28 protein-coding genes are annotated in these 23,714 nt (G+C 42.7%); 2 read left to right on the plus strand and 26 right to left on the minus strand.

Translation table 11 applies throughout. The features are described 5' to 3' along the window. Window positions 1-97: 97 nt before the first annotated feature. The 19 genes from AAA946_RS24150 to AAA946_RS09160 all read right to left on the minus strand — a co-directional run bounded on the left by AAA946_RS24150 (window position 98) and on the right by AAA946_RS09160 (window position 15,903). Window positions 98-418, minus strand: a complete 321-nt coding sequence (locus AAA946_RS24150; RefSeq protein ID WP_445206071.1) for a GFA family protein — start codon at window positions 416-418, stop codon at window positions 98-100. Between the two features lie 154 nt (window positions 419-572). Further along, window positions 573-959, minus strand: a complete 387-nt coding sequence (locus tag AAA946_RS09075) for a RidA family protein (protein WP_338164567.1) — start codon at window positions 957-959, stop codon at window positions 573-575. Between the two features lie 563 nt (window positions 960-1,522). After that, window positions 1,523-2,299, minus strand: coding sequence for a hypothetical protein (locus AAA946_RS09080; protein WP_338164568.1), 777 nt, complete (start codon window positions 2,297-2,299; stop codon window positions 1,523-1,525). Between the two features lie 139 nt (window positions 2,300-2,438). Beyond that, the gene (locus AAA946_RS09085) at window positions 2,439-2,762 is read right to left on the minus strand and encodes a hypothetical protein (RefSeq protein ID WP_338164569.1); all 324 of its coding nucleotides are present in this window, start codon (window positions 2,760-2,762) and stop codon (window positions 2,439-2,441) included. 145 nt (window positions 2,763-2,907) lie between these two features. Then, the gene (locus tag AAA946_RS09090; protein WP_338164570.1) at window positions 2,908-3,354 is read right to left on the minus strand and encodes a GNAT family N-acetyltransferase; all 447 of its coding nucleotides are present in this window, start codon (window positions 3,352-3,354) and stop codon (window positions 2,908-2,910) included. 156 nt (window positions 3,355-3,510) lie between these two features. Then, window positions 3,511-3,978, minus strand: a complete 468-nt coding sequence (locus AAA946_RS09095; RefSeq protein ID WP_338164571.1) for a hypothetical protein — start codon at window positions 3,976-3,978, stop codon at window positions 3,511-3,513. Window positions 3,979-4,284: 306 nt separating this feature from the next. Continuing rightward, window positions 4,285-4,662, minus strand: coding sequence for a hypothetical protein (locus AAA946_RS09100; RefSeq protein ID WP_338164572.1), 378 nt, complete (start codon window positions 4,660-4,662; stop codon window positions 4,285-4,287). Window positions 4,663-4,801: 139 nt separating this feature from the next. Continuing rightward, window positions 4,802-5,488 carry a 5'-methylthioadenosine/S-adenosylhomocysteine nucleosidase gene (mtnN, locus tag AAA946_RS09105; RefSeq protein WP_338164573.1) on the minus strand — a complete coding sequence of 229 codons (687 nt, stop codon included), beginning with the start codon at window positions 5,486-5,488 and terminating at the stop codon, window positions 4,802-4,804. A gap of 141 nt (window positions 5,489-5,629) precedes the next feature. Continuing rightward, window positions 5,630-6,157 carry a hypothetical protein gene (locus AAA946_RS09110; protein WP_338164574.1) on the minus strand — a complete coding sequence of 176 codons (528 nt, stop codon included), beginning with the start codon at window positions 6,155-6,157 and terminating at the stop codon, window positions 5,630-5,632. Window positions 6,158-6,738: 581 nt separating this feature from the next. Next, window positions 6,739-7,254 (minus strand): GNAT family N-acetyltransferase, encoded by a 516-nt coding sequence (locus AAA946_RS09115; protein ID WP_338164575.1) that lies wholly within the window; start codon window positions 7,252-7,254, stop codon window positions 6,739-6,741. A gap of 143 nt (window positions 7,255-7,397) precedes the next feature. After that, a complete protein-coding gene (locus AAA946_RS09120; protein WP_338164576.1) occupies window positions 7,398-7,820 on the minus strand; it encodes a GNAT family N-acetyltransferase in 423 nt (140 codons plus the stop codon). Between the two features lie 144 nt (window positions 7,821-7,964). Next, on the minus strand, window positions 7,965-8,357 hold the full coding sequence (locus AAA946_RS09125) for a VOC family protein (protein ID WP_338164577.1): 393 nt from the start codon (window positions 8,355-8,357) through the stop codon (window positions 7,965-7,967). Between the two features lie 562 nt (window positions 8,358-8,919). Then, on the minus strand, window positions 8,920-9,309 hold the full coding sequence (locus AAA946_RS09130) for a DUF4345 domain-containing protein (protein WP_074050579.1): 390 nt from the start codon (window positions 9,307-9,309) through the stop codon (window positions 8,920-8,922). Between the two features lie 157 nt (window positions 9,310-9,466). Next, window positions 9,467-9,799: a hypothetical protein gene (locus tag AAA946_RS09135; protein WP_338164578.1), complete on the minus strand. Its 333-nt coding sequence runs from the start codon at window positions 9,797-9,799 to the stop codon at window positions 9,467-9,469. A gap of 68 nt (window positions 9,800-9,867) precedes the next feature. Continuing rightward, the gene (locus tag AAA946_RS09140) at window positions 9,868-10,158 is read right to left on the minus strand and encodes a hypothetical protein (RefSeq protein ID WP_338164579.1); all 291 of its coding nucleotides are present in this window, start codon (window positions 10,156-10,158) and stop codon (window positions 9,868-9,870) included. A 2,345-nt stretch (window positions 10,159-12,503) separates the two neighbouring features. Continuing rightward, entirely contained in the window at window positions 12,504-13,463 is a 960-nt protein-coding gene (locus AAA946_RS09145; RefSeq protein ID WP_338164580.1) for a hypothetical protein, read from the minus strand. Between the two features lie 605 nt (window positions 13,464-14,068). Next, window positions 14,069-14,374, minus strand: coding sequence for an NIPSNAP family protein (locus AAA946_RS09150; protein ID WP_338164581.1), 306 nt, complete (start codon window positions 14,372-14,374; stop codon window positions 14,069-14,071). Between the two features lie 152 nt (window positions 14,375-14,526). After that, window positions 14,527-15,255, minus strand: coding sequence for a hypothetical protein (locus tag AAA946_RS09155; RefSeq protein ID WP_338164582.1), 729 nt, complete (start codon window positions 15,253-15,255; stop codon window positions 14,527-14,529). 135 nt (window positions 15,256-15,390) lie between these two features. Further along, entirely contained in the window at window positions 15,391-15,903 is a 513-nt protein-coding gene (locus AAA946_RS09160) for a hypothetical protein (RefSeq protein WP_338164583.1), read from the minus strand. Between the two features lie 708 nt (window positions 15,904-16,611). Between AAA946_RS09160 and AAA946_RS09165 the strand changes: the two genes are divergently transcribed. Then, a complete protein-coding gene (locus AAA946_RS09165; protein WP_338164584.1) occupies window positions 16,612-16,734 on the plus strand; it encodes a hypothetical protein in 123 nt (40 codons plus the stop codon). A gap of 723 nt (window positions 16,735-17,457) precedes the next feature. On the opposite strand, the gene AAA946_RS09170 is transcribed toward AAA946_RS09165, so the two are convergent. The 3 genes from AAA946_RS09170 to AAA946_RS09180 form a co-directional block, all read right to left on the minus strand. Continuing rightward, window positions 17,458-17,850 (minus strand): GFA family protein, encoded by a 393-nt coding sequence (locus tag AAA946_RS09170; protein WP_338165811.1) that lies wholly within the window; start codon window positions 17,848-17,850, stop codon window positions 17,458-17,460. Window positions 17,851-17,998: 148 nt separating this feature from the next. Continuing rightward, on the minus strand, window positions 17,999-18,304 hold the full coding sequence (locus tag AAA946_RS09175) for an NIPSNAP family protein (protein ID WP_338164554.1): 306 nt from the start codon (window positions 18,302-18,304) through the stop codon (window positions 17,999-18,001). 586 nt (window positions 18,305-18,890) lie between these two features. Next, window positions 18,891-19,214 carry a hypothetical protein gene (locus AAA946_RS09180; protein ID WP_338164585.1) on the minus strand — a complete coding sequence of 108 codons (324 nt, stop codon included), beginning with the start codon at window positions 19,212-19,214 and terminating at the stop codon, window positions 18,891-18,893. Between the two features lie 252 nt (window positions 19,215-19,466). On the opposite strand from AAA946_RS09180, the gene AAA946_RS09185 reads away from it, so the two are divergent. After that, window positions 19,467-20,432 carry an integron integrase gene (locus tag AAA946_RS09185; RefSeq protein WP_338164586.1) on the plus strand — a complete coding sequence of 322 codons (966 nt, stop codon included), beginning with the start codon at window positions 19,467-19,469 and terminating at the stop codon, window positions 20,430-20,432. Between the two features lie 52 nt (window positions 20,433-20,484). Here AAA946_RS09185 and rplT read toward each other — a convergent pair whose 3' ends face one another. The 4 genes from rplT to thrS all read right to left on the minus strand — a co-directional run bounded on the left by rplT (window position 20,485) and on the right by thrS (window position 23,659). After that, a complete protein-coding gene (gene rplT / locus AAA946_RS09190) occupies window positions 20,485-20,838 on the minus strand; it encodes a 50S ribosomal protein L20 (RefSeq protein WP_004401084.1) in 354 nt (117 codons plus the stop codon). A gap of 41 nt (window positions 20,839-20,879) precedes the next feature. Next, window positions 20,880-21,074, minus strand: coding sequence for a 50S ribosomal protein L35 (gene rpmI / locus AAA946_RS09195; RefSeq protein WP_019275792.1), 195 nt, complete (start codon window positions 21,072-21,074; stop codon window positions 20,880-20,882). A gap of 104 nt (window positions 21,075-21,178) precedes the next feature. Next, window positions 21,179-21,730: a translation initiation factor IF-3 gene (gene infC, locus AAA946_RS09200; protein ID WP_081935896.1), complete on the minus strand. Its 552-nt coding sequence runs from the start codon at window positions 21,728-21,730 to the stop codon at window positions 21,179-21,181. Window positions 21,731-21,733: 3 nt separating this feature from the next. Further along, window positions 21,734-23,659 carry a threonine--tRNA ligase gene (thrS, locus tag AAA946_RS09205; RefSeq protein ID WP_338164587.1) on the minus strand — a complete coding sequence of 642 codons (1,926 nt, stop codon included), beginning with the start codon at window positions 23,657-23,659 and terminating at the stop codon, window positions 21,734-21,736. Window positions 23,660-23,714 lie beyond the last annotated feature (55 nt).

Genomic DNA, 23,714 nt, shown 5'->3' on the forward strand with positions numbered 1-23,714 from the left:
CAAGACCACCGTAATCACTCAACTCAACCAAACCAAAATCGCCAAACGTTAGCTGTCTGCTTGAACAATTTGTTAGAGCCCCGTGCCCGACGTTGCTCTACTTTCCTACCCCATGTATACATGCAACATTCACCGCATATTGGTCAGGCCTAGAGCGTCTTTGATGGTGAGTGTAAATGCCACAGGTCTTACAAAAGTAGTGTTTTGCCGTCATCGTGTGAAATTGATAAAGAGTTAAATTGCTCAAACCAGATTTAACTTGGAGAAGTGCTAACGGAACGGGCGTCATTTTTGAGTTTCGAATAGTGCAAATAGAACAGGAACACTCGTATTGTTCCAGCTCCCCAGATTTACTTTGAAATTCAATTTGTACTGCACCACAGTGACAAGAGGCTTTAAAAGAGTGTTCGTTACTCACAACTGTACCATATCCTTATGATTAGCCTCAGAGGGGCTATAACGCCTTGTTAAGTAGCAGCTAACTGCCACCACACCCAAACAAAGCCACCGTAATCACTAAACTCAATTCAAATCTAAATCGCCAAACGTTAGCTGTCTGCTTGAACAATTTGTTATAACCCTGATACCACCGCATCTACCTCTGTCTCTACCAGCCATTCTGGCTCAATAAAGCCTTTTACCTCAACAAATGTGCAAGCGGGACGTTGAGTAGAGAATAATTCTCCATAAGCTTTAGCTGCTTGCTCCCACTCTTTAATATTTGTGAGCATTATCCTAGTGCGAATAACATCTTCAACGCTACCACCTGCTTCTTCAATCGCTTTTATTGAAAGCGTCAAACAGTATTTAGTTTGATCATATACACTTCCAATAAACATAGTGCGACCATTATCGATTGGTGCTGTGCCGGAGACGGCTATATGGTTTCCTATACGACTCGCACGAAAAAACCCAATAGGCTCTTCCAAATGAGAGCCAGAACTTACTAATTTTCGCATGTTCTTCCCTAAGGGTTATAACGCCTTGCTGAGTTGCAGCTAACGAACACAACACTCAAACAAAGCCACCTTAATCACTGAACTCAACCAAACCAAAATCGCCAAACGTTAGCTGTCTGCTTGAGCAACTTGTTAGTTTTTTTCGTGCGAAGAAGCCGACGTTTGGCACCAAGATCTTAAAGAAACGCTCCAAAGCCTACACTGCCGATGAACCCAATGCACAAGCATTGAACTTTCCACCAACTCGCTGCCTAAGATGGCGAGACTTAAAGGCAACTCACGGCTCTTGCGCTGAAGCTGACAACCAAATGCACCATACGCGAAGTTGAGCGACGCTCTATCCAAGCAAAAGAAACAGCACGCGCGGTTTTGAAGATTGGCACTGACGAGCAGGTGTAAAGCTAGAACGATGAACACCTATTCCAATGAACTCAACCGAGAAAACTAACGCCTTGTTGAGTAGCAGCTAACTGCCACCGAACCCCAACAAAGCCACCGTAATCACTAAATTCAACCAAACCAAAATCGCCAAACGTTAGCTGTCTGCTTGAACAATTTGTTAGCTATTTTTTTGCGTACTTTTTAGCAAACTCTCTTAATACCTGACTATTATTCGCAGATTCTACGACTCCACACGCCGTACCATCAAACGATACATCTGGGTTCGAATACACTGGTATTACATTTTGCTCATAAGACATCACTGTTCCACGCTGTGAACAAACAAAACCAAGTGAATAACTCTTTTTGGGTGGATAGTAACTTCTAAAGTACTCTTCCAAGTCAAATTTTTCATCAGCAGCTTTTAAAGTTCTCATATCATGAGAGGCACCACTCAAATGCCCAATTTCATGCTCCATAACATGATCTGGACAATTCAATGCAATTGTATACGTAAATGATGAATTAGAACTGTACCCACACCAATTTGACTCATGGCTGTCCAGCCAATTAGAAAACACAATTGCAGTAAATATTGGCTCACCTCGCTCATTTACTTCGGGCAGCTCTCGTCTTAATTTTAACTCCAACAATGCTTCTGCTGCATTTACATCCTGAAACCAAGTAGAGTCCATAGCTGTAACATATTCTATGTGTGTTACTTCTCTTACTATAGGAATACAAGAATTTTCCAAGGTTAAATTGGAGTAAGCAACCCATGAGTTAATTTTTGCGCCAACAAATTCCCTAGAATATTCGTCAAGAACTTGTTCATTTACGTAGAAATGCAACTCTGTCTTCAATGGATTTTTTGCTTCACATTCTGGCAACGAAAGCTGACCGGCTTTAGTCGCAAACGTTATTATGGCTAACATTATCAAACAGCTGAGAATTTTCATTATACCCCTTTGATAGCTAACGCCTTGTTAAGTAGCAGCTAACTGCCACGGCACTCAAACAAAACCACCGTAATCACTAAACTTAATTCAAAACAAAATCGGCAAGCGTTAGCTGTCTGCTTGAACAATTTGTTAGCTGCTATAGGCCAAACTCTGCGTTGTGGATTTTGAAGATATTGACCATAGGTTCTTCCCAACCCAAGCATGTCTTGAGTTGTTCCACAATTGGTTTGACCACATCTCGACTTACGTTAATCTCGACTTTTATGAGGGAGTAATTTTCTACAGTTCCTTTGACTCCAAATATCGGATTTGAACCAGCCAAGGCACGATGAGAACCAGTAACAGAGCCAATAGCCCAACAGTGATCATAATTACCTATTTTGTCTGCACCACTCTCATGTAGGGTACTCAAAACCATATCTTGCTGTTCTGGTTTACAAAAGATTTCTAACTTATACATTCTCAGACTGACTCATATTTCGTAATGCAGCTAACGCCTTGTTAAGTAGCAGCTAACTACCATTGCACTCAAACAAAGCCACCGTAATCACTAAACTCAACCAAACCAAAATCGCCGACTGTTAGCTGTCTGCTTGAACAATTTGTTATGTTTGCTTTTCCAACGTGCTCAGCTCCAATCGATCACCCACTACTTCAATATTGGCTAAGGTAAATCCGTGGGATTGATACAGTGACATTGCGGGTGAATTAGACGTAGCCGTGGTCACGGATAAGACCTGTTCTCGAGGTAAAACTGCATCTATTAACTTACTAGCGATCCCTTTTCGGAACATAGATGGGTCGACAACGAGTCTGTTTATGTGCAAACGGTTGGAGCCTAATACCTCGACTTCTATAACACCAAGTAAAACCCTTTCAACCATAAAACCCAGAAATCGGCTTTTAGAACCGACTATACTTTCCGCTCTCTCATTCATCGGAGGGAAGGAAGCTAAACCTAATAGCTTTGCTTCAACTCGGTATGCATTTAGTGAAACACTAAGTATCTTATTTGCAACATCGACATCTCGATTATTAAGTTCGACAATCATCGCCAAATATCCTTTCGGGCATCGCAAACATAACGCCCGCTTAAGTGGTGAGTAACGCTACACCGAACCTGATTTGTGCGCCGTAATCACCTAAACCTGAGTCAGCACAAAAGTCGGCGAGCGTTACGAATCCACTTGAAGCGTTTGTTATGGTTGCTAGTTTGCGTTGTCAGCTGTCTTTAACACGGATAGCATTGTTTTCATTGACTCATTGAGCTCTAAATCAAAATCATACTCATCCATCGTTTTTAACTGAGATACTGTCTTCAATAATGCTGAGTTATTTTCATATTTCTCAGGTTCACTTTCATAAAGGTTTAAAAGCTCTTCTTTTAGAAAATCAAACTCTGCAATTTTGGCCTTGCGTTCAGATTTAGTTTCAGACTCCTTTTTTTCCTGCAAAGTTCCTATAATAGCTAAGCCAAACCCAATTATATTAACAACTATTAATTGAAGACCTAGCTGTTGAAAATTGATGGCATCAATAACCCTCATAGTCCCAAAAATTGTTTCATACGTCTGAAATATGTATGCGTACCCACTGTAACTTCCATTCAAAAATGGAGGATAGGCAATACACAAAATCGAACCCACTACTGAAATGAAGTATCCCTTACTTTTCATCACACTTCCTATTTTAACGTTGAAGAAATTTTAACTCTTAAATCCTGCGGATATTGACTTTAGAGAAACATATCACTGAAATTTAAACATGAAATAATGCCAAGAAAGAGATTCATATCACTCTCATATAAGCCAAAAACATAACCGTTTATTTTTTATAACCCTAACGGCTGATTTTTCACCCTGCACCATAACGCCTTGTTAAGTTGCAGCTAACTACCACTAGACTCAAACAAGACCACCGAAATCACTAAACTCAATTCAAACCAAAGTCGCCAACTGTTAGCTGTCTGCTTAAACAATTTGTTATGCGACTGGTGGTGATAGCTTTGAATTTGCCATTCTTACGATCTGACGGACGGGTTGCAAATGAATTTCAGCAATAATTGCGGATACAAAACCCATTATCACCACAGGAATGCCAACAGAAAAACTAAACCACATCGCACCACTTAACTCGGGCTGTCCCCACTGACTAAAAATCGATGATAGAATTGAAGAAAGTACCAACGTCAAAGCGATAAGCTGAGTCCAAGTATGAGTCGACACTACAAAAGTATTTGAATAGGCACTTTTACGAATAATCGCCTTACCCGTTAATGCCCCCATTTTCACTCGAATACTTGAATTGCTGCCAGATACTTCATACCCCTGAGCAACTAACTCATCAACTATTTCTTCCACTCGAAACTCCTTTTTCTGGGTCGCATAACGCCTTGTTAAGTAGCAGCTAACTGCCACTACACTCAAACAAATCCACCGTAATCACTGAATTCAACCAAACCAAAATCGCCGACGGTTAGCTGTCTGCTTGAACAATTTGTTATGCAAATACACGATGCGAACTAACAACTTCATTGAAGAGAGACGTCACTTTTTCAATCGCTAGATCCATATTGCTTTCAAAATCATTCGGAACGTTCTCAGCTAGATCTGACACGGATCTTAAGCTCATAAACGGACACTTTAGCAAGCAACAAACTTGAGCTATCGCGGCACTCTCCATGTCAACAGAAATTCCAGATGTAATCGATGCAATGGTTAGTTTACTTGTGCGATTTTTTACAAAACTATCTCCACTACACATAATGCCAAAGTTCGTTGCTGGATGCTCTTGAATCTTACAAAACAGAGAAGGCTTAATGGTCTCTGTTATATGGGAATCAATAGAAGGCACCCATGCATGGTGCCTGTTTGGAGCATCAATATTAAAGTCATGTTGAACAAACCGAGTAGAATAAACGACATCCCCTACTTTCAAGCCATCATTAATTGCTCCACAAATGCCGACATTAATTATTTCGTCAACGCCCTCTTTTTGAATTAGGGCTTGGCTAGCCATCGATGCAACCACTTTACCGAGGCCACAAATCACCAAGGATATATCGATGCCCCCCACTTTTCCGCTAAAGACTGGAAAAGGGAATACGTCAGTTCGCTTTAGTCCATACTGTGTAATTAGTGGTTGAGCCTCTCGTCTGATAGCGCAAATGATTCCCATATGATTCATGATGTACTCCGATTGCATAACGCCTTGTTAAGTAGCAGCTAACTGCCGCCGTACTCAAACAAAGCCACCATAATCACTGAACTCCACCAAACCGAAATTGCCAAGCGTTAGCTGTCTGCTTGAACAATTTGTTATGCGATTTTACCCTACGTGTTCCACGATCCTATTAGCCACTTCAGATGCCGACAAATTTGAGTTGTCTATTGATATGGTGTTTCTATGCTTGATACCAATGAACTTCATGTCGCCTAATATTTGATTTATTACATCTAGACATGAGACTTTATGGGAATTGAGCCTTTCTTTTGACACAGCTCGTTGGCGAATAACTTCATGGTTTGGATTTAAGTGAATGGGATAGACTTCAACACCATTTTTATCGAAAAAATCTAAATATTTATTGATTTCCGTTGAGTCACTTTCAGAACAGGTCATGTAGGTCATTACGAGGTGAGTTACACCTATCTCCTTCGCTTTAGAGATTGTTGTTCGTCGGATTTGATTCGTAAAATCGAAAAAATCCTTATCACCAAATTCATCATAGATGGATAAGCTTAAATCCACCGCTAAGTGGTTATGGAAAAGCTTGTAACCAAAATGTTTGGACAATTCTTTAGCTACCGTTAACTTACCCGCTGCTGGGGCACCATGCAACCATACTAATTTCATACGTCTGTCCTTGAATTATTGCGAGTCGCATAACGCCTTGCTAAGTTGCAGCTAACGACCACGACACTCAAGCAAAGCCACCGTAATCACTGAACTCAACCAAACCAAAATCGCCAAACGTTAGCTGTCTGCTTGAGCAATTTGTTAGCTTTTTCCGTGCGATGAAGCCAACGTTTGGCACCAAGATTTCAAAGAAACGCTCCAAAGCCGACACCACCGATGTACCAAATGCAGAAGCATTGAACTTTCAACCAACTTGCTGCTAAAGATGGCGATACTTAAAGGCAACTCAAGGCTCTTGCGCTAAAGCTGACAACCAAGTGCTCCATAATCGAAGTCGGTTGACGCCCTTTCCAAGCAAAAGAAACAGCACGCGCGGTTTTGCGATTTGGCACTAACGAGCAGGTGTAAAGTTAGAACGCTGAACCCCTACTCCAATGAACTTAACCGAGAAAGCTAACGCCTTGTTAAGTAGCAGCTAACTGCCACTGCACTCGAACAAAGCCACCGTAATCACTTAACTCAACCAAACCAAAATCGCCGACTGTTAGCTGTCTGCTTGAACAAATTGTTAGGTGAATTTACAACCGCGCCGTGTAAACGCACACCTCGCGCACTCTACCTTGAGCTTGAATTGTTTTGGTTCCAACATACGTTGTACCCAACTTGCTTATAACTGATTTTGAACGCTCATTTTCAGTTAAATGCATGACTTTGAGTTTACTAAGGCCTAGATTCTCTTTAGCGTACTCGATTAGTGCTCTAGACCCTTCCGTTGCATAACCGACGCCCCAAAAAGGAACCCCCAACCAATATCCTAATGTCCCCTCTCCCTCTTCAATCCTAGGAAAACTCACTGCACCAATTAGAGTATTGCTATTCTTTAGAACCAGAGCGTAAACGACACCTTTGCCAGTGTTGAATAAATCTTTATGCGTTCTAATCCAGTCAACAGCATCAGTTAACTCGTATGGGTGTGGAATATTCGCTGTCATATCCGAGATGACTTTTTCACCCGCTAGTTCCGCGACTCTTGTTGCATCAAGTTCTGTGAAGGGTCTAAGAGTTAGTCTATTCGTATCAATCGTTGCTTGCATAGTTTCCTATTCACCTAACGCCTTGCTAAGATGCGGCTAACTGCCACGAAACCTAAACAAAGCCACCGTAATCACTAAACCCAACCGAACCAAAAATGCCAAAGGTTAGCCGTCATTCTTGAGCAGTTTGTTAGGTAACGAACTCAAAGGGAACACCTCATTTCAATTACATTTCCACAAGTGCCTGACTCAAGAAAATCTGCGCGTTTATAGAGACTTACAGCAGGATTATCGGGAAATACCCTAAGAGCAACTTCAGCTGAATTGTGCTGTTTTGCGTGCTTTTTAACTAAGGTAAGGCAAGTAGTCCCTATACCCATTCCTTGAGCACTTTTGATTAGCTGAAAGTCTCTAAGATAAGTGGTCGTGTCTGCGTAACTAAAGCGAATGACACCCACTCGTTCTCCGTTCGCATAAACCTCAAAATTGTCTAAGTTTTTCCAACTATCAGCGAACATTTCCCTATCCCAAGAAATGTCATAACGCTGATAATACTCTGCCATATTTGCTTTCGTTAGACTTTCAGCGAACTCCCAATCTAACGCTGGCTTGAGAAAAACTTCCATATTCACTCCTAGTTACCTAACGCCTTGTTAAGTAGCAGCTAACTACCACTACACTCAAACAAAGCCACCTTAATCACTAAACCCAATTCAAACCAAAATCGCCGACTGTTAGCTGTCTGCTTGAACAATTTGTTATACGATTGCTCACGCTGAGCTTTGACAGATAAAACGAATCAAGTAGCCGTCAGGGTCTTTCACTATGGTTTGCCTAACAACAGTCTCCACATCCCCAGTTTGATAATTTTCACTTTGCAGCGGTAAGAAGACATCATTTGGAGAAAATACCATTGAATCAAGCCACTCCGACGTAACTTTGAATGTTAGGTTCATACCACGGCCAAAAGGAGCGACAGGTTCTCCATTTACCCAAGAATCCGACTTTAGTTGAGTGATCATTAGTTGGGTACTGTTGAATGATAAGAAAACAAAACCATCTCGTCGAAAAGCCACACTAAAACCCAACTCGGCAGTGTAGAATTCTTCGCTTACACCAATATCGGTCACAAGTAGTTCTGGTATTAAATCGTTAAAGTCCATGCTTGCTTCCATTCGTATAACGCCTTGCTAAGTTGCAGCTAACAACCACGACACTCAAGCAAAGCCACCGTAATCACTGAACTCAACCAAACCAAAATCGCCAAACGTTAGCTGTCTGCTTGAGCAATTTGTTAGCTTTTTTTCGTGCGAAGAAGCCGACGTTTGGCACCAAGATCTTAAAGAAACGCTCCAAAGCCTACACTGCCAATGAACCCAATGCAGAAGCATTGAACTTTCCACCAACTCGCAGCCTAAGATGGCGATACTTAAAGGCAACTCACGGCTCTTGCGCTGAAGCTGACAACCAAATGCACCATACTCGAAGTTGAGCGACGCTCTATCCAAGCAAAAGAAACAGCACGCGCGGTTTTGCAGATTGGCACTGACGAGCAGGTGTAAAGCTAGAACGATGAACACCTATTCCAATGAACTCAACCGAGAAAACTAACGCCCTGTTAAGGGGTGAGCAACGCAATATCGAAGCCGCCGCATACCACCTTAATCACTTAAACCAACGCATAGTAAAAATGCCACGCGTTGCGAATCCCTCTTGAACAGTTTGTTAGGCATTGGCTTCCGGTGCCTCTGACTTTCTGAGGTATAGAGCCAATGACCCAAAAAGTAACTCTGCAACTAAATAAACATACATTAGTGTATTAGGTTGACCATCAAGCAAGATACCAATTAGACGACCAAACGCCATAGATAACAATGTAATAGCTACAATGACTAAAGCCAAAGTTACATCTTGCTTAATCTTGAGGACGAGTATCAAAGCAAGACCGACTGCAAACTGGGCACCACCATACGTAGCCCTAAAATCAATAGTCGCTGAGGTAGAATTAGGGCTTGAGCCTGTAATTAAGTTTGCCATTTCTACCGGGAACACTGCAAAAATAGCTCCGTAGAGCAAAAAGAATAGCGCAGTTAAGTAAACTAATAATTTCGACATACCTACTCCCTTAGGTTCGAAAAGATGCCTAACGCCTTGTTAAGTAGCAGCTAACTGCCACTACACTCAAACAAAGCCACTGTAATCACTAAACTCAACCAAACCAAAATCGCCAAACGTTAGCTGTCTGCTTGAACAATTTGTTAGGTGATATCACTCACGACAACCACACCATTAAGCCACTAGCTAATAGCAACAAAATGCCGGCGATACCCACCGAAAAAGTAAAGCTGATTTGGTTATGTCTATCCTGAGCATCTATGTCACGGCTGACTAATTCACGGTGAGTAATTAATGACATGACATCTTGATTGGCGGGGCTGCTACCGTCGTAAGCTAAATAGGCTATACCAATCGCAAAAACACCACAGAATGCTACGTAATCAACCAGAGCGATTGATTCCAAATATGGAACTAACCAACGCCCAATAGCGCCAATGAGAACTATCGATATCAACGCATACAGAATACCCAGTATAAATGACTTCAAGCTACCTCCTGTCACCTAACGCCTTGCTAAGTTGCAGCTAACAACCACGACACTCAAGCAAAGCCACCTTAATCACTGAACTCAACCAAACCAAAATCGCCAAACGTTAGCTGTCTGCTTGAGCAATTTGTTAGCTTTTTGCGAGCGATGAAGCCAACGTTTGGCACCAAGGTTTTAAAGAAACGCTCCAATACCAACGCCACCGACGCACCCAATGCAGAAGCATTGAACTCTCCACCAACTTGTTGCCAAAGATGGCGATACTTAAAGGCAATTAACGGCTCTTGCGCTGAAGCTGACTGCCAAGTGCACCAAGCGCGAAATTGATTGATAGCCTTTCCAAGCAAAAGAAACAGCACGCGCAGTTTTGCGATTTGGCACTGACGAGCAGGTGTAAAGCTAGGACGATGAACCCCTACTCCAATGAACTTAACCGAGAAAGCTAACGCCTTGCTAAGTTGCAGCTAACTGCCACGACACTCAAGCAAAGCCGCCGTAATCACTGAACTCAACCAAACAAAAATCGCCAACTGTTAGCTGTCTGCTTGAGCAATTTGTTAGCTTTTTCCGTGCGATGAAGCCGATATTTGGCACCAAGATTTTAAAGAAACGCTCCAAAACCAACGCCGCCGACGTACCCAATGCAGAAGCATTGAACTCTCCAACAACTTGCTGCCAAAGATGGCGATACTTAAAGGCAACTCACGGCTCTTGCGCTGAAGCTGACAGCCAAGTGCACCATAATCGAAGTCGATTGACGCCCTTTCCAAGCAAAAGAAACAGCACGCGGGGTTTTGCGATTTGGCACTAACGAGCAGGTGTAAAGCTAGAACGATGAACCCCTACTCAAATGAACTTAACCGAGAAAGCTAACGCCTTGCTAAGTTGCAGCTAACTGCCACAACACTCAAGCAAAGCCACCTTAATCACTGAACTCAACCAAACCAAAATCGCCAACTGTTAGCTGTCTGCTTGAGCAATTTGTTAGCTTTTTTCGTGCGATGCAGCCGACGTTTGGCACCAAGATTTTGAAGAAACGCTCCAAAACCAACGCCGCTGACGCACCTAATGCAGAAGCATTGAACTGTCCACCAACTTGCTGCCAAAGAAGGTGATACTTAAAGGCAACTCAAGGCTCTTGCACTGTAGCTGAATGCCTAGTGCACCATACACAAAGTAGATTTGTGAGCGTTCCAAGCAAAAGAAACAGCGCGTACGGGTTTTCAATTTGGCACTGACGAGCAGGTGTAAAGCTAGGACGATGAACACCTACTCCAATGAACTCAACCGAGAAAGCTAACGCTAAGCTAAGTTGCAGCTAACGCAATACCGCACACAACCTGACCACCGTATACACAAAACTCAACCAAACCGAAAATGCCACGCGTTAGCTGTCAAATTGAGCGCCTTGTTAAGTTTTACCATAAACGCGCATCTTACTTGGCAATGAACTGGTTGATTTAACGGAGTTTATGACCCAATTCACACGGCACAGACCAAACTGACCACCAAATGCACGAAACAAAAAACAACATTCAATTTCAATTGGCAATTACATTTCCAGCGACACTTAGGACGACAAGCCTAACAACAATCCAACCCTGAAGTTAAATGAAGCAACCCAAAGATATTAAGAGATTGGAAACCGAAAATTGCTGAACCTGCACCAGACAAATACCTATGACAACAAAGAATACGGTTAATTTACTGCCACATTTCTTTGATGAAACTTAACGCCTTGCTAAGTTGCAGCTAACTACCACGACACTCAAACAAAGCCACCTTAATCACTGAACTCAACCAAACCAAAATCGCCAACTGTTAGCTGTCTGCTTGAGCAATTTGTTAGCTTTTTGCGTGCGATGAAGCCGACGTTTGGCACCAAGATTTTAAAGAAACGCTCCAAAGCCGGCGCCGCCGACGCACCCAATGCAGAAGCAATGAACCTTCCACCAACTTGTTGCCAAAGATGGCGATACTTAAAGGCAACTCACGGCTCTTGCGCTGAAGCTGACAACCAAGTGCACCATACTCGAGGTTAAGCGATGCTCTTTCCAAGCAAAAGAAACAGCACGCGCGAGTTTGCGATTTGGCACTGAAGAGCAGGTGTAAAGCTAGAACGATGAACACCTACTCCAATTGACTTAACCGAGAAAGCTAACGCCTTGCTAAGTTGCAGCTAACAACCACGACACTCAAGCAAAGCCACCTTAATCACTGAACTCAACCAAACCAAAATCGCCAAACGTTAGCTGTCTGCTTGAGCAATTTGTTAGCTTTTTCCGTGCGATGAAGCCGACGTTTGGCACCAAGATCTTAAAGAAACACTCCAAAACTGACGCCGCTGACGCACCTAATGCAGAAGCATTGAACTGTCCACCAACTTGCTGCCAAAGATGGCGATAGTTAAAGGCGACTCACGGCTCTTGCGCTAAAGCTGACTGCCAAGTGCACCATAATCGAAGTCGATTTACGCCCTTTCCAAGCAAAAGAAACAGCACGCGCGGTTTTGCGATTTGGCACTGACGAGCAGGTGTAAAGCTAGAGCGACAAACCCCTACTCCAATGAACTTAACCGAGAAAGCTAACGCCGCATTAAGTGGTGAACAACGCGACAACCCAAGCTTAAACCTTGCCACATTTAGCACTGAAGCTGACCTAGGCTGAAATTGCCAAGCGTTGAGAATCCGTCTTAAATGCTTTGTTATATTTTGATTACATTTGGTATCTCATCAAGGGGACCGCGATGTAATTCATGGTGAATTGCTTCATGAACCCTCTCTCGAGTGAAGATATCAATGGAGTCCCAAAGGTCTGGTCCCAAACAAATATCCTCTGACTCACAAATCGCTACATAGTTGATGAACTTTTCGAGTTCTGTTTCCATTACCCCGTCAATCCATTCATTATCATCATGATGTTCAGCTAACCAAGAAACAACGACATGGGTTTCATTATCAGTTGGAATAAGGTTAAAAGTGGACATAACTTGAGGACAAGCCATTGCTTGATGATGAAACCTTTCATTAGCATCTCGCATCGGTGAAAAAACCGTACAGCTAGAAGCTTTGATGACCTTGTCTATAACAACCCATTTAGTTTTAATTATTCCCGAGTCAGGTGAATTATAGACAGAGTATGCTCTGTCAAGGTAGAACGGTAAGTCATTCTCTATGAACTTTTTGCGCCCTAAGTTTTGAAGCTTAAAATGGTTCAAGACTTCTTCGGGGAGCAACTTGGAGCAATTTTCGATTATTTTCTGAGTTTTGAAGTGTACCAATTTTTTCCTAGTAACTTCATATGTAATTGTTCTGAGAAATAACGTTGCTGCTTGAAGAGAATCATCAACCTGGAGAGGGCGTTTTTCTACCGGAGCAAAAACCTGTCCATCATGGTTTTGGCAGAAACCTGGGTATATCGAAGCATTCTTAATCCGAGTCTTAATTAAGGAAAATGCACTTTCTCCTTTAGTTAAAACCTCATACATATTGAAGTTCATCGCATAGACTTCGTCATTTCTACTTATGACTTTGAGTTGTCCACCTCTCTGCTGTGAATGCGAGCCAATTGACATATTTGAACAATGTGGAAAAAGACACTCGAATTTCTTGTTTTTCTTCAGCTTTTCAATTTTTCCGATTTCTTTTTTCAGTTCATGATCCACTGAAGCCTCCTAAAAATATAACGCCTTACTAAGCGGCGCTTGCGACTAACTAACCAAGCGCACGCAACTCCAAACCAAAAGCGCCAAGCGTATGGCGTCCGTTTGAGTAACTTGTTAGAAACTCACTCGCCGTGAACGAACGTCTTACAACACTGACAAAGCAACTACTGCCGTTAAACTCAAAGCAACTGGGTTGCTGCACGTTGCTCTTAACTAGAGCATACTTTCAACATTGTTTACACTTGAGGTTTGCTAGAACAAGCCACCCGTATAACTCTCGGTGAAGGTAATTGCCACTAGAACAACGAGTTGGATGTGACCAAATACAATGGCATATTACCCTTGCGCCAAAACTAAATGGCGACAACACCAAAGAAACTGCGATGACCAACACGAATTTGATGCTTAGATTGTGCTCACCGCATCAGCGAACGACGAACCAATTACTACCATTTGCTTTATGTTCCAGCAACCTTTCTAACGCATTGTTAAGTAGCAGCTAACCACCACCATACTCAAACAAGACCACCGTAAACACTAAACTCAAATCAAACCAAAATCGCCGACTGTTAGCTGTCTGCTTGAACAATTTGTTATGCGCGTGGTTAGTCGAGCACTGGTCTGAAAAAACTACGTTCATAGCTAATGATGCAATTTGTATCTTCAGCAAATTGAAAAGCAGCAATACACTCTTTATCTTTAAATGAATCAGTACGATATGTCTCGTAAGCTGCGAGACTTGGGAATGAAAACAAAGCTAAGGCCACATTATTAGCACCTTCAGAAGGTAAGAAATAGCCGTGATGTTGCCCACCAAACTTCCCTACGAGTGGGATCCACATTTTCGCGTACTCTTCAAATTCACTAACCTTCGATGGGTCAATGACATACCTTAGGTAACAAGTAACCATTTATTGAATTCCTTTCATCGTTTTTCCTATTAGCGCATAACGCCTTGTTAAGTAGCAGCTAACTAACACTACACTCAAACAAAGCTACCGTAATCACTAAACTCAAATCAAACCAAAATCGCCAGCTGTTAGCTGTCTGCTTGAACAACTTGTTAACTGGCTACTCGCCTGTCAACTAAAGGCCAGATTTGATTTTGTGGTATATCTTCCATGTTCGTTGAGAGGCTATTGGTATCTGCTTCATATGGAATGGCACCTAAGAGACCATTAGAAAATCTACGTGCAATATAGCCTTTCAGTTCTTCGTTAAATCCACTAGGGCAAGTTACCCAAACAGCATTTAGCCAGAGTACAGTTAAAGATATATAGTTTCGCTCAAATTTCGAACTTTCGTAAGAGACTGATAAGCTTAATGAGTTTCCAAATTTTACATTCATATCAACAAGTTGATTCTTAATTTTCAACCTAAAGTTACTAAGCAAAAAAATTAGACAAAAAATAAAGTCGCGAAAAGAAGGATCATTTTTATCATTCACAAAGCCTGTAATTTCAACTTCCTTAAAAATAGCCCCTAAACTTTGTTGCACATCTTCAAGCACACCTAAGCCTGATGGTCGTCTCATCGGAATTTTTCCACCATCCATTACATGCTCAGTTTTTCGTTCAAAATATGAAGTTACTGGCTTGAAATTATTAATGACAACACCACAATCTTTTTGTTCTGGATGAGCCAGGAAATCTCCTAACTCTCGAAATATGCTTGGTTTTGGGGTGTAATCCCTAACCAAAACAATAAACAAAGCGACATCATCTTGGTCGAATTCACGTTCTAGATACTTATCAAAAAATTTATGTATATGATGCTTTGTATACGAATTCACGTCACCCTCCTAGCCAGTTAACGCCTAATTAAGGTGTGAAGCACGCGACCACCACACTTAACTTGAGCACCGTAATCACTGAACTTAACTCAAACCAAAAATGCCAAGCGTGCTGAATCACTCTTAAATTATTTGTTAGCTATCATCGCTATGGAAGAAAAACAGTACGTAATCTTTGAGAAAGTACGTCAACCAAAGAAACCTTGTCGCCATATCAAAGTACTCTTTGTCTGGTTTGTTATATGCCGACTTTATAAAACTACGATTACGTAAGTGCATTATTGAGTTACGCATATCAATTAACTCTTTATAATCTTGCATGTTTGGAAAAGCTATCGACTTAAGAAATTGTTCTGATTTATTCCCTTTTGATAGGTAACTACTTAAAAACGTTTCGACAACAGCAGCAGACATGGAAATTGAAGCTAACCAGTTTCCACACCGATAAGTGCCCTCAAGCTCCCATATAAGGTGCTGATGCTGAAAGTACCCTTCATTTTCTGAGCCGTAACTATAGTGCTTTCCTTTCGATACTGCTTGTCTCGCTAGCATAAATGCTTCTGAGTTGAGTTTTAACATTAACTCATCTCTAGCACACCAAAGTTCTACAGTTGGCGCTTCAAAACGGTCACCTACAAGATCAGTCATAGTTTCCTTCATTTTCAATTCATTGATATAACGAATAAAAATTATGAGGATAGTAGCTTTGTTTTCCAAGGGTTTTATCAAATGGCTTTTGTTTTTGGCTATGACGTCACTTAAAAGGTGCCGCAACTCGCGTGAGAGTACATTGATAGCTAACGCCTTGCTAAGTTGCAGCTAACTGCCACAACACTCAAGCAAAGCCACCTTAATCACTGAACTCAACCAAACCAAAATCGCCAACTGTTAGCTGTCTGCTTGAGCAATTTGTTAGCTTTTATCGTGCGATGCAGCCGACGTTTGGCACCAAGATTTTGAAGAAACGCTCCAAAACCAACGCCGCTGACGCACCTAATGCAGAAGCATTGAACTGTCCACCAACTTGCTGCCAAAGAAGGTGATACTTAAAGGCAACTCAAGGCTCTTGCACTGTAGCTGAATGCCTAGTGCACCATACATAAAGTAGATTTGTGGGCGTTCCAAGCAAAAGAAACAGCGCGTACGGGTTTTCAATTTGACACTGACGAGCAGGTGTAAAGCTAGGACGATGAACACCTACTCCAATGAACTTAACCGAGAAAGCTAACGCCTTGCTAAGTTGCAGCTAACTGCCACAACACTCAAGCAAAGCCACCTTAATCACTGAACTCAACCAAACCAAAATCGCCAACTGTTAGCTGTCTGCTTGAGCAATTTGTTAGCTTTTACCGTGCGATGAAGCCAACGTTTGACACCAAGATCTTAAAGAAACACTCCAAAACCAACGCCGCCGATGAACCCAATGCAGAAGCATTGAACTCTCCACCAACTTGTGCTGCCAAAGATGGTGATACTTAAAGGCAACTCACGGCTCTTGCGCTGAAGCTAACTGCCAAGTGCACAATAGTCGAAGTCGATTGACGCCCGTTCCAAGCAAAAGATACAGCACGCGCGGTTTTGCGATTTGGCACTGACGAGCAGGTGTAAAGCTAGGACGATGAACCCCTACTCCAATGAGCTTAACCGAGAAAGCTAACGCCTTGCTAAGTTGCAGCTAACGACCACGACACTCAAGCAAAGCCACCTTAATCACTGGACTCAACCAAACCAAAATCGCCAAACGTTAGCTGTCTGCTTGAGCAATTTGTTAGCTTTTTCCGTGCGATGAAGCCAGCGTTTGGCACCAAGATCTTAAAGAAACGCTCCAACACCAACGCCAACGACGTACCCAATGCAGAAGCATTGAACTCTCCAACAACTTGCTGCCAAAGATGGCGATACTTAAAGGCAACTCACGGATCCTAAGCTGAAGCTGACTGTCAAGTGCACCATAATCTAAGTCGATTAACGCCCTTTCCAAGCAAAAGAAACAGCACGCGCGGTTTTGCGATTTGGCACTGACGAGCAGGTGTAAAGCTAGGACGATGACCCCCTACTCCAATGAACTTGACCGAGAAAGCTAACGCCTTGTTAAGTAGCAGCTAACTACCACTCCCCCCAACAAAGCCACCGTAATCACTAAACTCAACCAAACCAAAATCGCCAAACGTTAGCTGTCTGCTTGAACAATTTGTTAGAAAACTATTTGTCCGCTGGGTGATTAACCCCATCATTTGTTACAACATCACCTAAATCAAAGGGATTTACCCCGTTTAAGCACCCCACGTTAAAGCCGTACTCACTTGGGTCTGAACGCCTTTGGTGATGTGTATAAATGCCGCAGTTTGAACAGAAGTAATGCTTTGCTGTATTCGTATTGAATTGATAAAGTTTTAAATGTTCTTTGCCTTTTAAAATACGAATACCATCCAATTTTACTGAGGCTACTATTGCTCCTTTACGACGGCATATCGAGCAATCGCAACGCCTTGGCTTTTCGATGCCCTGTGGCAAGTGCAGCTCAAACTCAACTAAACCACAATGACATTGGGCTTTGTGAAACTCTTGAATTACTGTGCTTCCAACTTCCTTGATCATCCGTACTTTCCTAGTTTTCTAACGCCTTGCTAAGTTGCAGCTAACGACCACAACACCTAAGCAAAGCCACCGTAATCACTGAACTCAACCAAACCAAAATCGCCGAACGTTAGCTGTCTGCTTGAGCAATTTGTTATGCGTGTGGTTAGTCGAGCACTGGTCTGAAAAAGCTACGTTCATAGCTAATGATACAATTTGTATCTTCAGCAAATTGAAAAGCAGCAATACACTCTTTGTCTTTAAAAGAATCAGTACGATATGTTTCGTAAGCTGCGAGACTTGGGAATGAAAACAAAGCTAAGGCCACATTATTAGCACCTTCAGAAGGTAAGAAATAGCCGTGATGTTGCCCACCAAACTTCCCTACGAGTGGGATCCACATTTTCGCGTATTCTTCAAATTCACTAACCTTTGATGGATCAATGATATATCTTAGGTAACAAGTAACCACTTATTGAACTCCTTTCATCGTTTTTCCTATTAGCGCATAACGCCTTGCTAAGTTGCAGCTAACGACCACAACACTCAAGCAAAGCCACCTTAATCACTGAACTCAACCAAACCAAAATCGCCAAACGTTAGCTGTCTGCTTGAGCAATTTGTTAGCTTTTTCCGTGCGATGAAGCCGACGTTTGGCACCAAGATCTTAAAGAAACACTCCAAAACTGACGCCGCTGACGCACCTAATACAGAAGCATTGAACTGTCCACCAACTTGCTGCCAAAGATGGCGATAGTTAAAGGCGACTCACGGCTCTTGCGCTAAAGCTGACTGCCAAGTGCACCATAATCGAAGTCGATTTACGCCCTTTCCAAGCAAAAGAAACAGCACGCGCGGTTTTGCGATTTGGCACTGACGAGCAGGTGTAAAGCTAGAACGATGACCACCTACTCCAATGAACTTAACCGAGAAAGCTAACGCCTTGTTAAGTAGCAGCTAACTGCCACTGCACCCAAACAAAGCCACCGGAATCACTAAACTCAATTCAAACCAAAATCGCCAAGCGTTAGCTGTCTGCTTGAACAATTTGTTAGCTGCTATAGGCCAAACTCTGCGTTGTGGATTTTGAAGATATTGACCATAGGCTCTTCCCAACCTAAGCATGTCTTGAGTTGTTCCACGATTGGTTTGACCATATCTCGACTTACGTTAATCTCGACTTTTATGAGGGAGTAATTTTCTACAGTTCCTTTGACTCCAAATATCGGATTTGAACCAGCCAAGGCACGATGAGAACCAGTAACAGAGCCAATAGCCCAACAGTGATCATAATTACCTATTTTGTCTGCACCACTCTCATGCAGAATACTCAAAACAATATCTTGCTGTTCTGGCTTACAAAAGATTTCTAACTTATACATTCTCAGACTGACTCATATTTCGTAATGCAGCTAACATATATTAGCCCGCACCACGCACCTATAACTCCCCGACGCTACCGCCCCTGCCTTAGAACAGTAAGCCACCAATCTACCACGAACATCCCATGTAATCAGTACCTTACGTTTCCTATTAATGTGACACCACTCACGATAAGCAACATTATGCTTATATAGCTTCTAGCATACTCTAAAATCAAAGATACTGTTCATTTATACATATCTTTATTTACTATGAAATCACTCTATCTGTTACACATCTCGGAATATATGTACACCAGTCAGTACGCGAAACGAACGATTGAAGCGTATTTATATTGGATTAAACGATTCATCATTTTTCATGGGATGAAGCACCCAAGAGACATGGGGTCTGAGGAGGTAGAGGCCTATCTTACTTACCTCGCAACCAAGCTGCACGTTGCTCCCAGAACACAAAAGCTAGCGCTAAATGCTCTGCACTTCTTGTATAAAGAGATACAAAAAACACCCTTAGATAAAGAACTGAAGTTTAGGCGTTCTGTCCAGGAAACAAAATTACCGGTAGTTTTAACCAAACAAGAAGTATCGCAGCTAATAAAATGCACTAATCCTAATTTTTCTTTGCCGATGCAGCTCATGTATGGTTCGGGGCTACGCGTAATGGAATGCGTTAGGTTAAGAGTTAACGATGTGGATTTTGATTATGGCGCTTTGCGCGTGTGGCAAGGGAAAGGCGCTAAGAACAGAGTGGTCACCTTAGCCAATGAGCTGCGTGGATCGTTAGAGGAGCAAATTAATCGAGCTAGGAGCTACTATCAGATGGACTATCGCACTCAAGGCTACGCTGGTGTCTATCTACCGCATGCTTTAACGAGAAAATACCCCAATGCGCATCTTGATTTCGGTTGGCACTACTTATTTCCTTCGGCCAAGTTAAGTCAGGATCCGCGAAGCAACTTACTTCGAAGGCAGCATGTACACCCTTCGACTTTGCAAAGAGCGGTCAGAGCCGCGGCCAAAAAAGCAAACTTAAGTAAGCCAGTGACATGCCATACATTACGTCATTCGTTCGCAACACACTTGCTGGAAAGTGGAGCCGATATTCGCACGGTTCAAGAACAGCTCGGCCATACCGACGTGAAGACAACACAAATATACACGCATGTATTAAATAGAGGAGCAAGCGGTGTGACTAGCCCGCTATCCAGTATTCTATAGACACAAAAAAGGAGAGCTTACGCTCCCCTTTTACATAGACCTAAACTGCTAATTAAAGAGCAGCTTTCGCTTTTTCAACTAGAACTGCAAATGCAGCTTTGTCGAATACCGCGATGTCAGCAAGGATCTTACGGTCGATCTCGATAGATGCTTTCTTAAGACCGTTGATGAAACGGCTGTAAGATAGACCATTTTGACGAGATGCCGCGTTGATACGTGCAATCCACAGTTGACGGAATTGACGTTTCTTGTTGCGACGGTCACGGTAAGCGTATTGACCAGCTTTAGTAACTGCTTGGAAAGCTACGCGGTAAACACGTGAACGTGCACCGTAGTAACCTTTAGCTTGTTTTAGAACTTTCTTATGACGTGCACGAGCTTGTACACCACGTTTTACGCGAGGCATTATGTCTCTCCTAAACTAAACGATTGATAAACTAAAAAGAATTAAGCGTATGGCATCATACGAACAACTGCAGCCACTTCACACTTAGGAAGGATTGCATTTGGACGAAGCTGACGCTTGTTCTTAGTAGTACGCTTAGTCAGAATGTGACGTTTTGTAGCGTGCTTAAATTTAATACCACCAGCAGTTTTCTTAAAACGCTTAGCAGCACCTTTGTTGGTTTTCATCTTAGGCATGATGAATAACTCCGCATTGTTGAGTTGTTAAACATTAGTAATTAGGGCGAACAAAACCTAGCCATTCGAAAACGGCTAGGTTTTCTTACTTGTAAAGCCGTTAATTACTTCTTCTTAGGGGCCAATACCATGATCATTTGGCGGCCTTCGATCTTAGTCGGGAAAGATTCTACTACAGCTAAATCTACAGTATCTTCTTTCAGACGGTTAAGAACGTCGACACCAATATCTTGGTGAGCCATTTCGCGGCCACGGAAGCGAATTGTTACCTTCACTTTGTTGCCGTCTTCTAGGAAACGCGTCAGGTTGCGTAGTTTTACCTGATAGTCTCCAATATCAGTTCCAGGACGGAATTTTACTTCCTTAATCTGGATCTGCTTTTGCTTCTTCTTCTGCTCTTTCGCAGCTTTGCTCTTCTCGAAGAGGAACTTACCATAGTCCATCACACGACAAACTGGTGGCTCGGCGTTAGGGCTGATCTCTACGAGATCCATACCAGCTTCTGCAGCTGCATCTAGTGCTTCTTGAATAGAAACAACACCAACAGATTCACCATCTGCACCTGTTAGACGAACTTCACGAACGCCACGAATTTCACCGTTTAAACGGTGCTGGTTTTGTTTGGCCGGTTGTTGGCCACGTCTTCCGCCTTTAATAGCTTATTCCTCCAGATTGAGCTTACGGCTTGAAACCTCGTCTTGGATGTATGAAATGAGGTCATCCACTTTAAATTTGCCGAGGTCTTTACCTTTGCGTGTACGTACTGCGATTTCGCCAGCTTCCATTTCTTGGTCGCCACAAACAAGCATGTACGGGATACGCTTCAAAGTATGTTCGCGGATTTTAAAGCCAATCTTCTCATTTCTCAAGTCCGCTTTGGCTCTAATTCCACTTTTTTGCAGTTTTTGTGTTACTTCTTGAACATAATCCGACTGTTTGTCAGTGATATTCATGATAACAGCCTGTTCTGGCGACAACCACGTTGGGAAGAAGCCAGCGTATTCTTCGATAAGAATACCGATGAAACGCTCAAGAGAACCTAGGATTGCACGGTGAATCATAACAGGAACTTGACGTTCGTTGTTTTCATCCACGTAAGTTGCACCTAGACGACCCGGTAGGTTGAAGTCTAGCTGAACTGTACCACATTGCCATGCACGATCTAGGCAGTCATATAGTGTGAACTCAATCTTAGGACCGTAGAACGCACCCTCGCCTTCTTGAATCTCGTATGGAATTTCCATTGCTTCAAGAGACTGTTTTAGTGCTTCTTCAGAGCGATCCCAGATTTCATCGCTACCAACACGCTTTTCAGGGCGAGTTGACAGTTTCACAACGATGTTATCAAAACCAAACGTGTTGTACGTATCGTACACCATCTTGATGCAAGACGTTACTTCGTCTTGAATTTGGCTTTCAGTACAGAAGATATGAGCATCATCCTGAGTAAAGCCACGTACACGCATAATGCCGTGTAGTGCACCTGATGGTTCGTTACGGTGACATGAGCCAAACTCAGCCATACGTAGCGGTAGATCACGGTACGATTTTAGACCTTGGTTAAAGATCTGTACATGACCTGGACAGTTCATTGGCTTAATGGCGTATTCACGGTTCTCAGAAGAGGTAGTGAACATCGCATCAGCGTACTTGTCCCAGTGACCAGAACGTTCCCAAAGAACGCGATCCATCATGAGTGGACCTTTAACTTCTTGGTAACCGTATTCAGTCAGTTTTTCACGGATAAATACTTCTAGATCACGGAATACAGACCAACCGTTGTGGTGCCAGAACACCATACCTGGTGCTTCTTGCTGCATGTGGAATAGATCCAACTGCTTACCAATTTTACGGTGGTCGCGCTTCGCTGCTTCTTCTAGGCGAGTTAGGTGCGCCTTAAGAGCTTTCTTATCGTGGAATGCAGTACCGTAGATACGTTGAAGCATCTTGTTGTCACTGTTACCACGCCAATATGCGCCCGCTACGTTCAGCAGTTTAAAGTGCTGACAGAAGCTCATGTTTGGCACGTGAGGGCCACGACACATATCGATGTATTCTTCGTGATGGTATAGGCCTGGACGGTCGTCTTTAGAAACGTTCTCGTCAAGGATTTCCATCTTGTATGTTTCGCCGCGACTTTCAAATGTGTCGCGCGCTTCCTGCCAGCTAACCTTTTTCTTGATAACTTGATACTTGGTTTTTGCTAGCTCTTTCATGCGCTTTTCGATTTTTTCCACGTCTTCCATTGTTAGAGACTGGTCTAAATCAACGTCATAGTAGAAACCGCTGTCGATAGTTGGACCGATCGCCATTTTGACGTCTGGATAAAGCTGCTTAATCGCGTGACCAAGCAGGTGAGCACATGAGTGACGAACGATCTCAAGACCATCTTCGTCTTTTACTGTGATGATTTCTAAGCTTGCGTCATTTTCAATCAGATCACACGCATCAACACGCTCGCCATCTACACGACCAGCGATGGTTGCTTTCGCAAGACCAGGACCGATAGATAGAGCGACATCCATAGTGGATACTGGGTTATCAAATTGACGTTGGCTACCGTCAGGAAGAGTAATTACAGGCATATAAAGTCCTATTACAGTGGTCTTGCACACCAAGCAAGACATGCTTTATTGTCTG

Source organism: Vibrio sp. 10N (assembly GCF_036245475.1).
Lineage (GTDB): Bacteria > Pseudomonadota > Gammaproteobacteria > Enterobacterales > Vibrionaceae > Vibrio.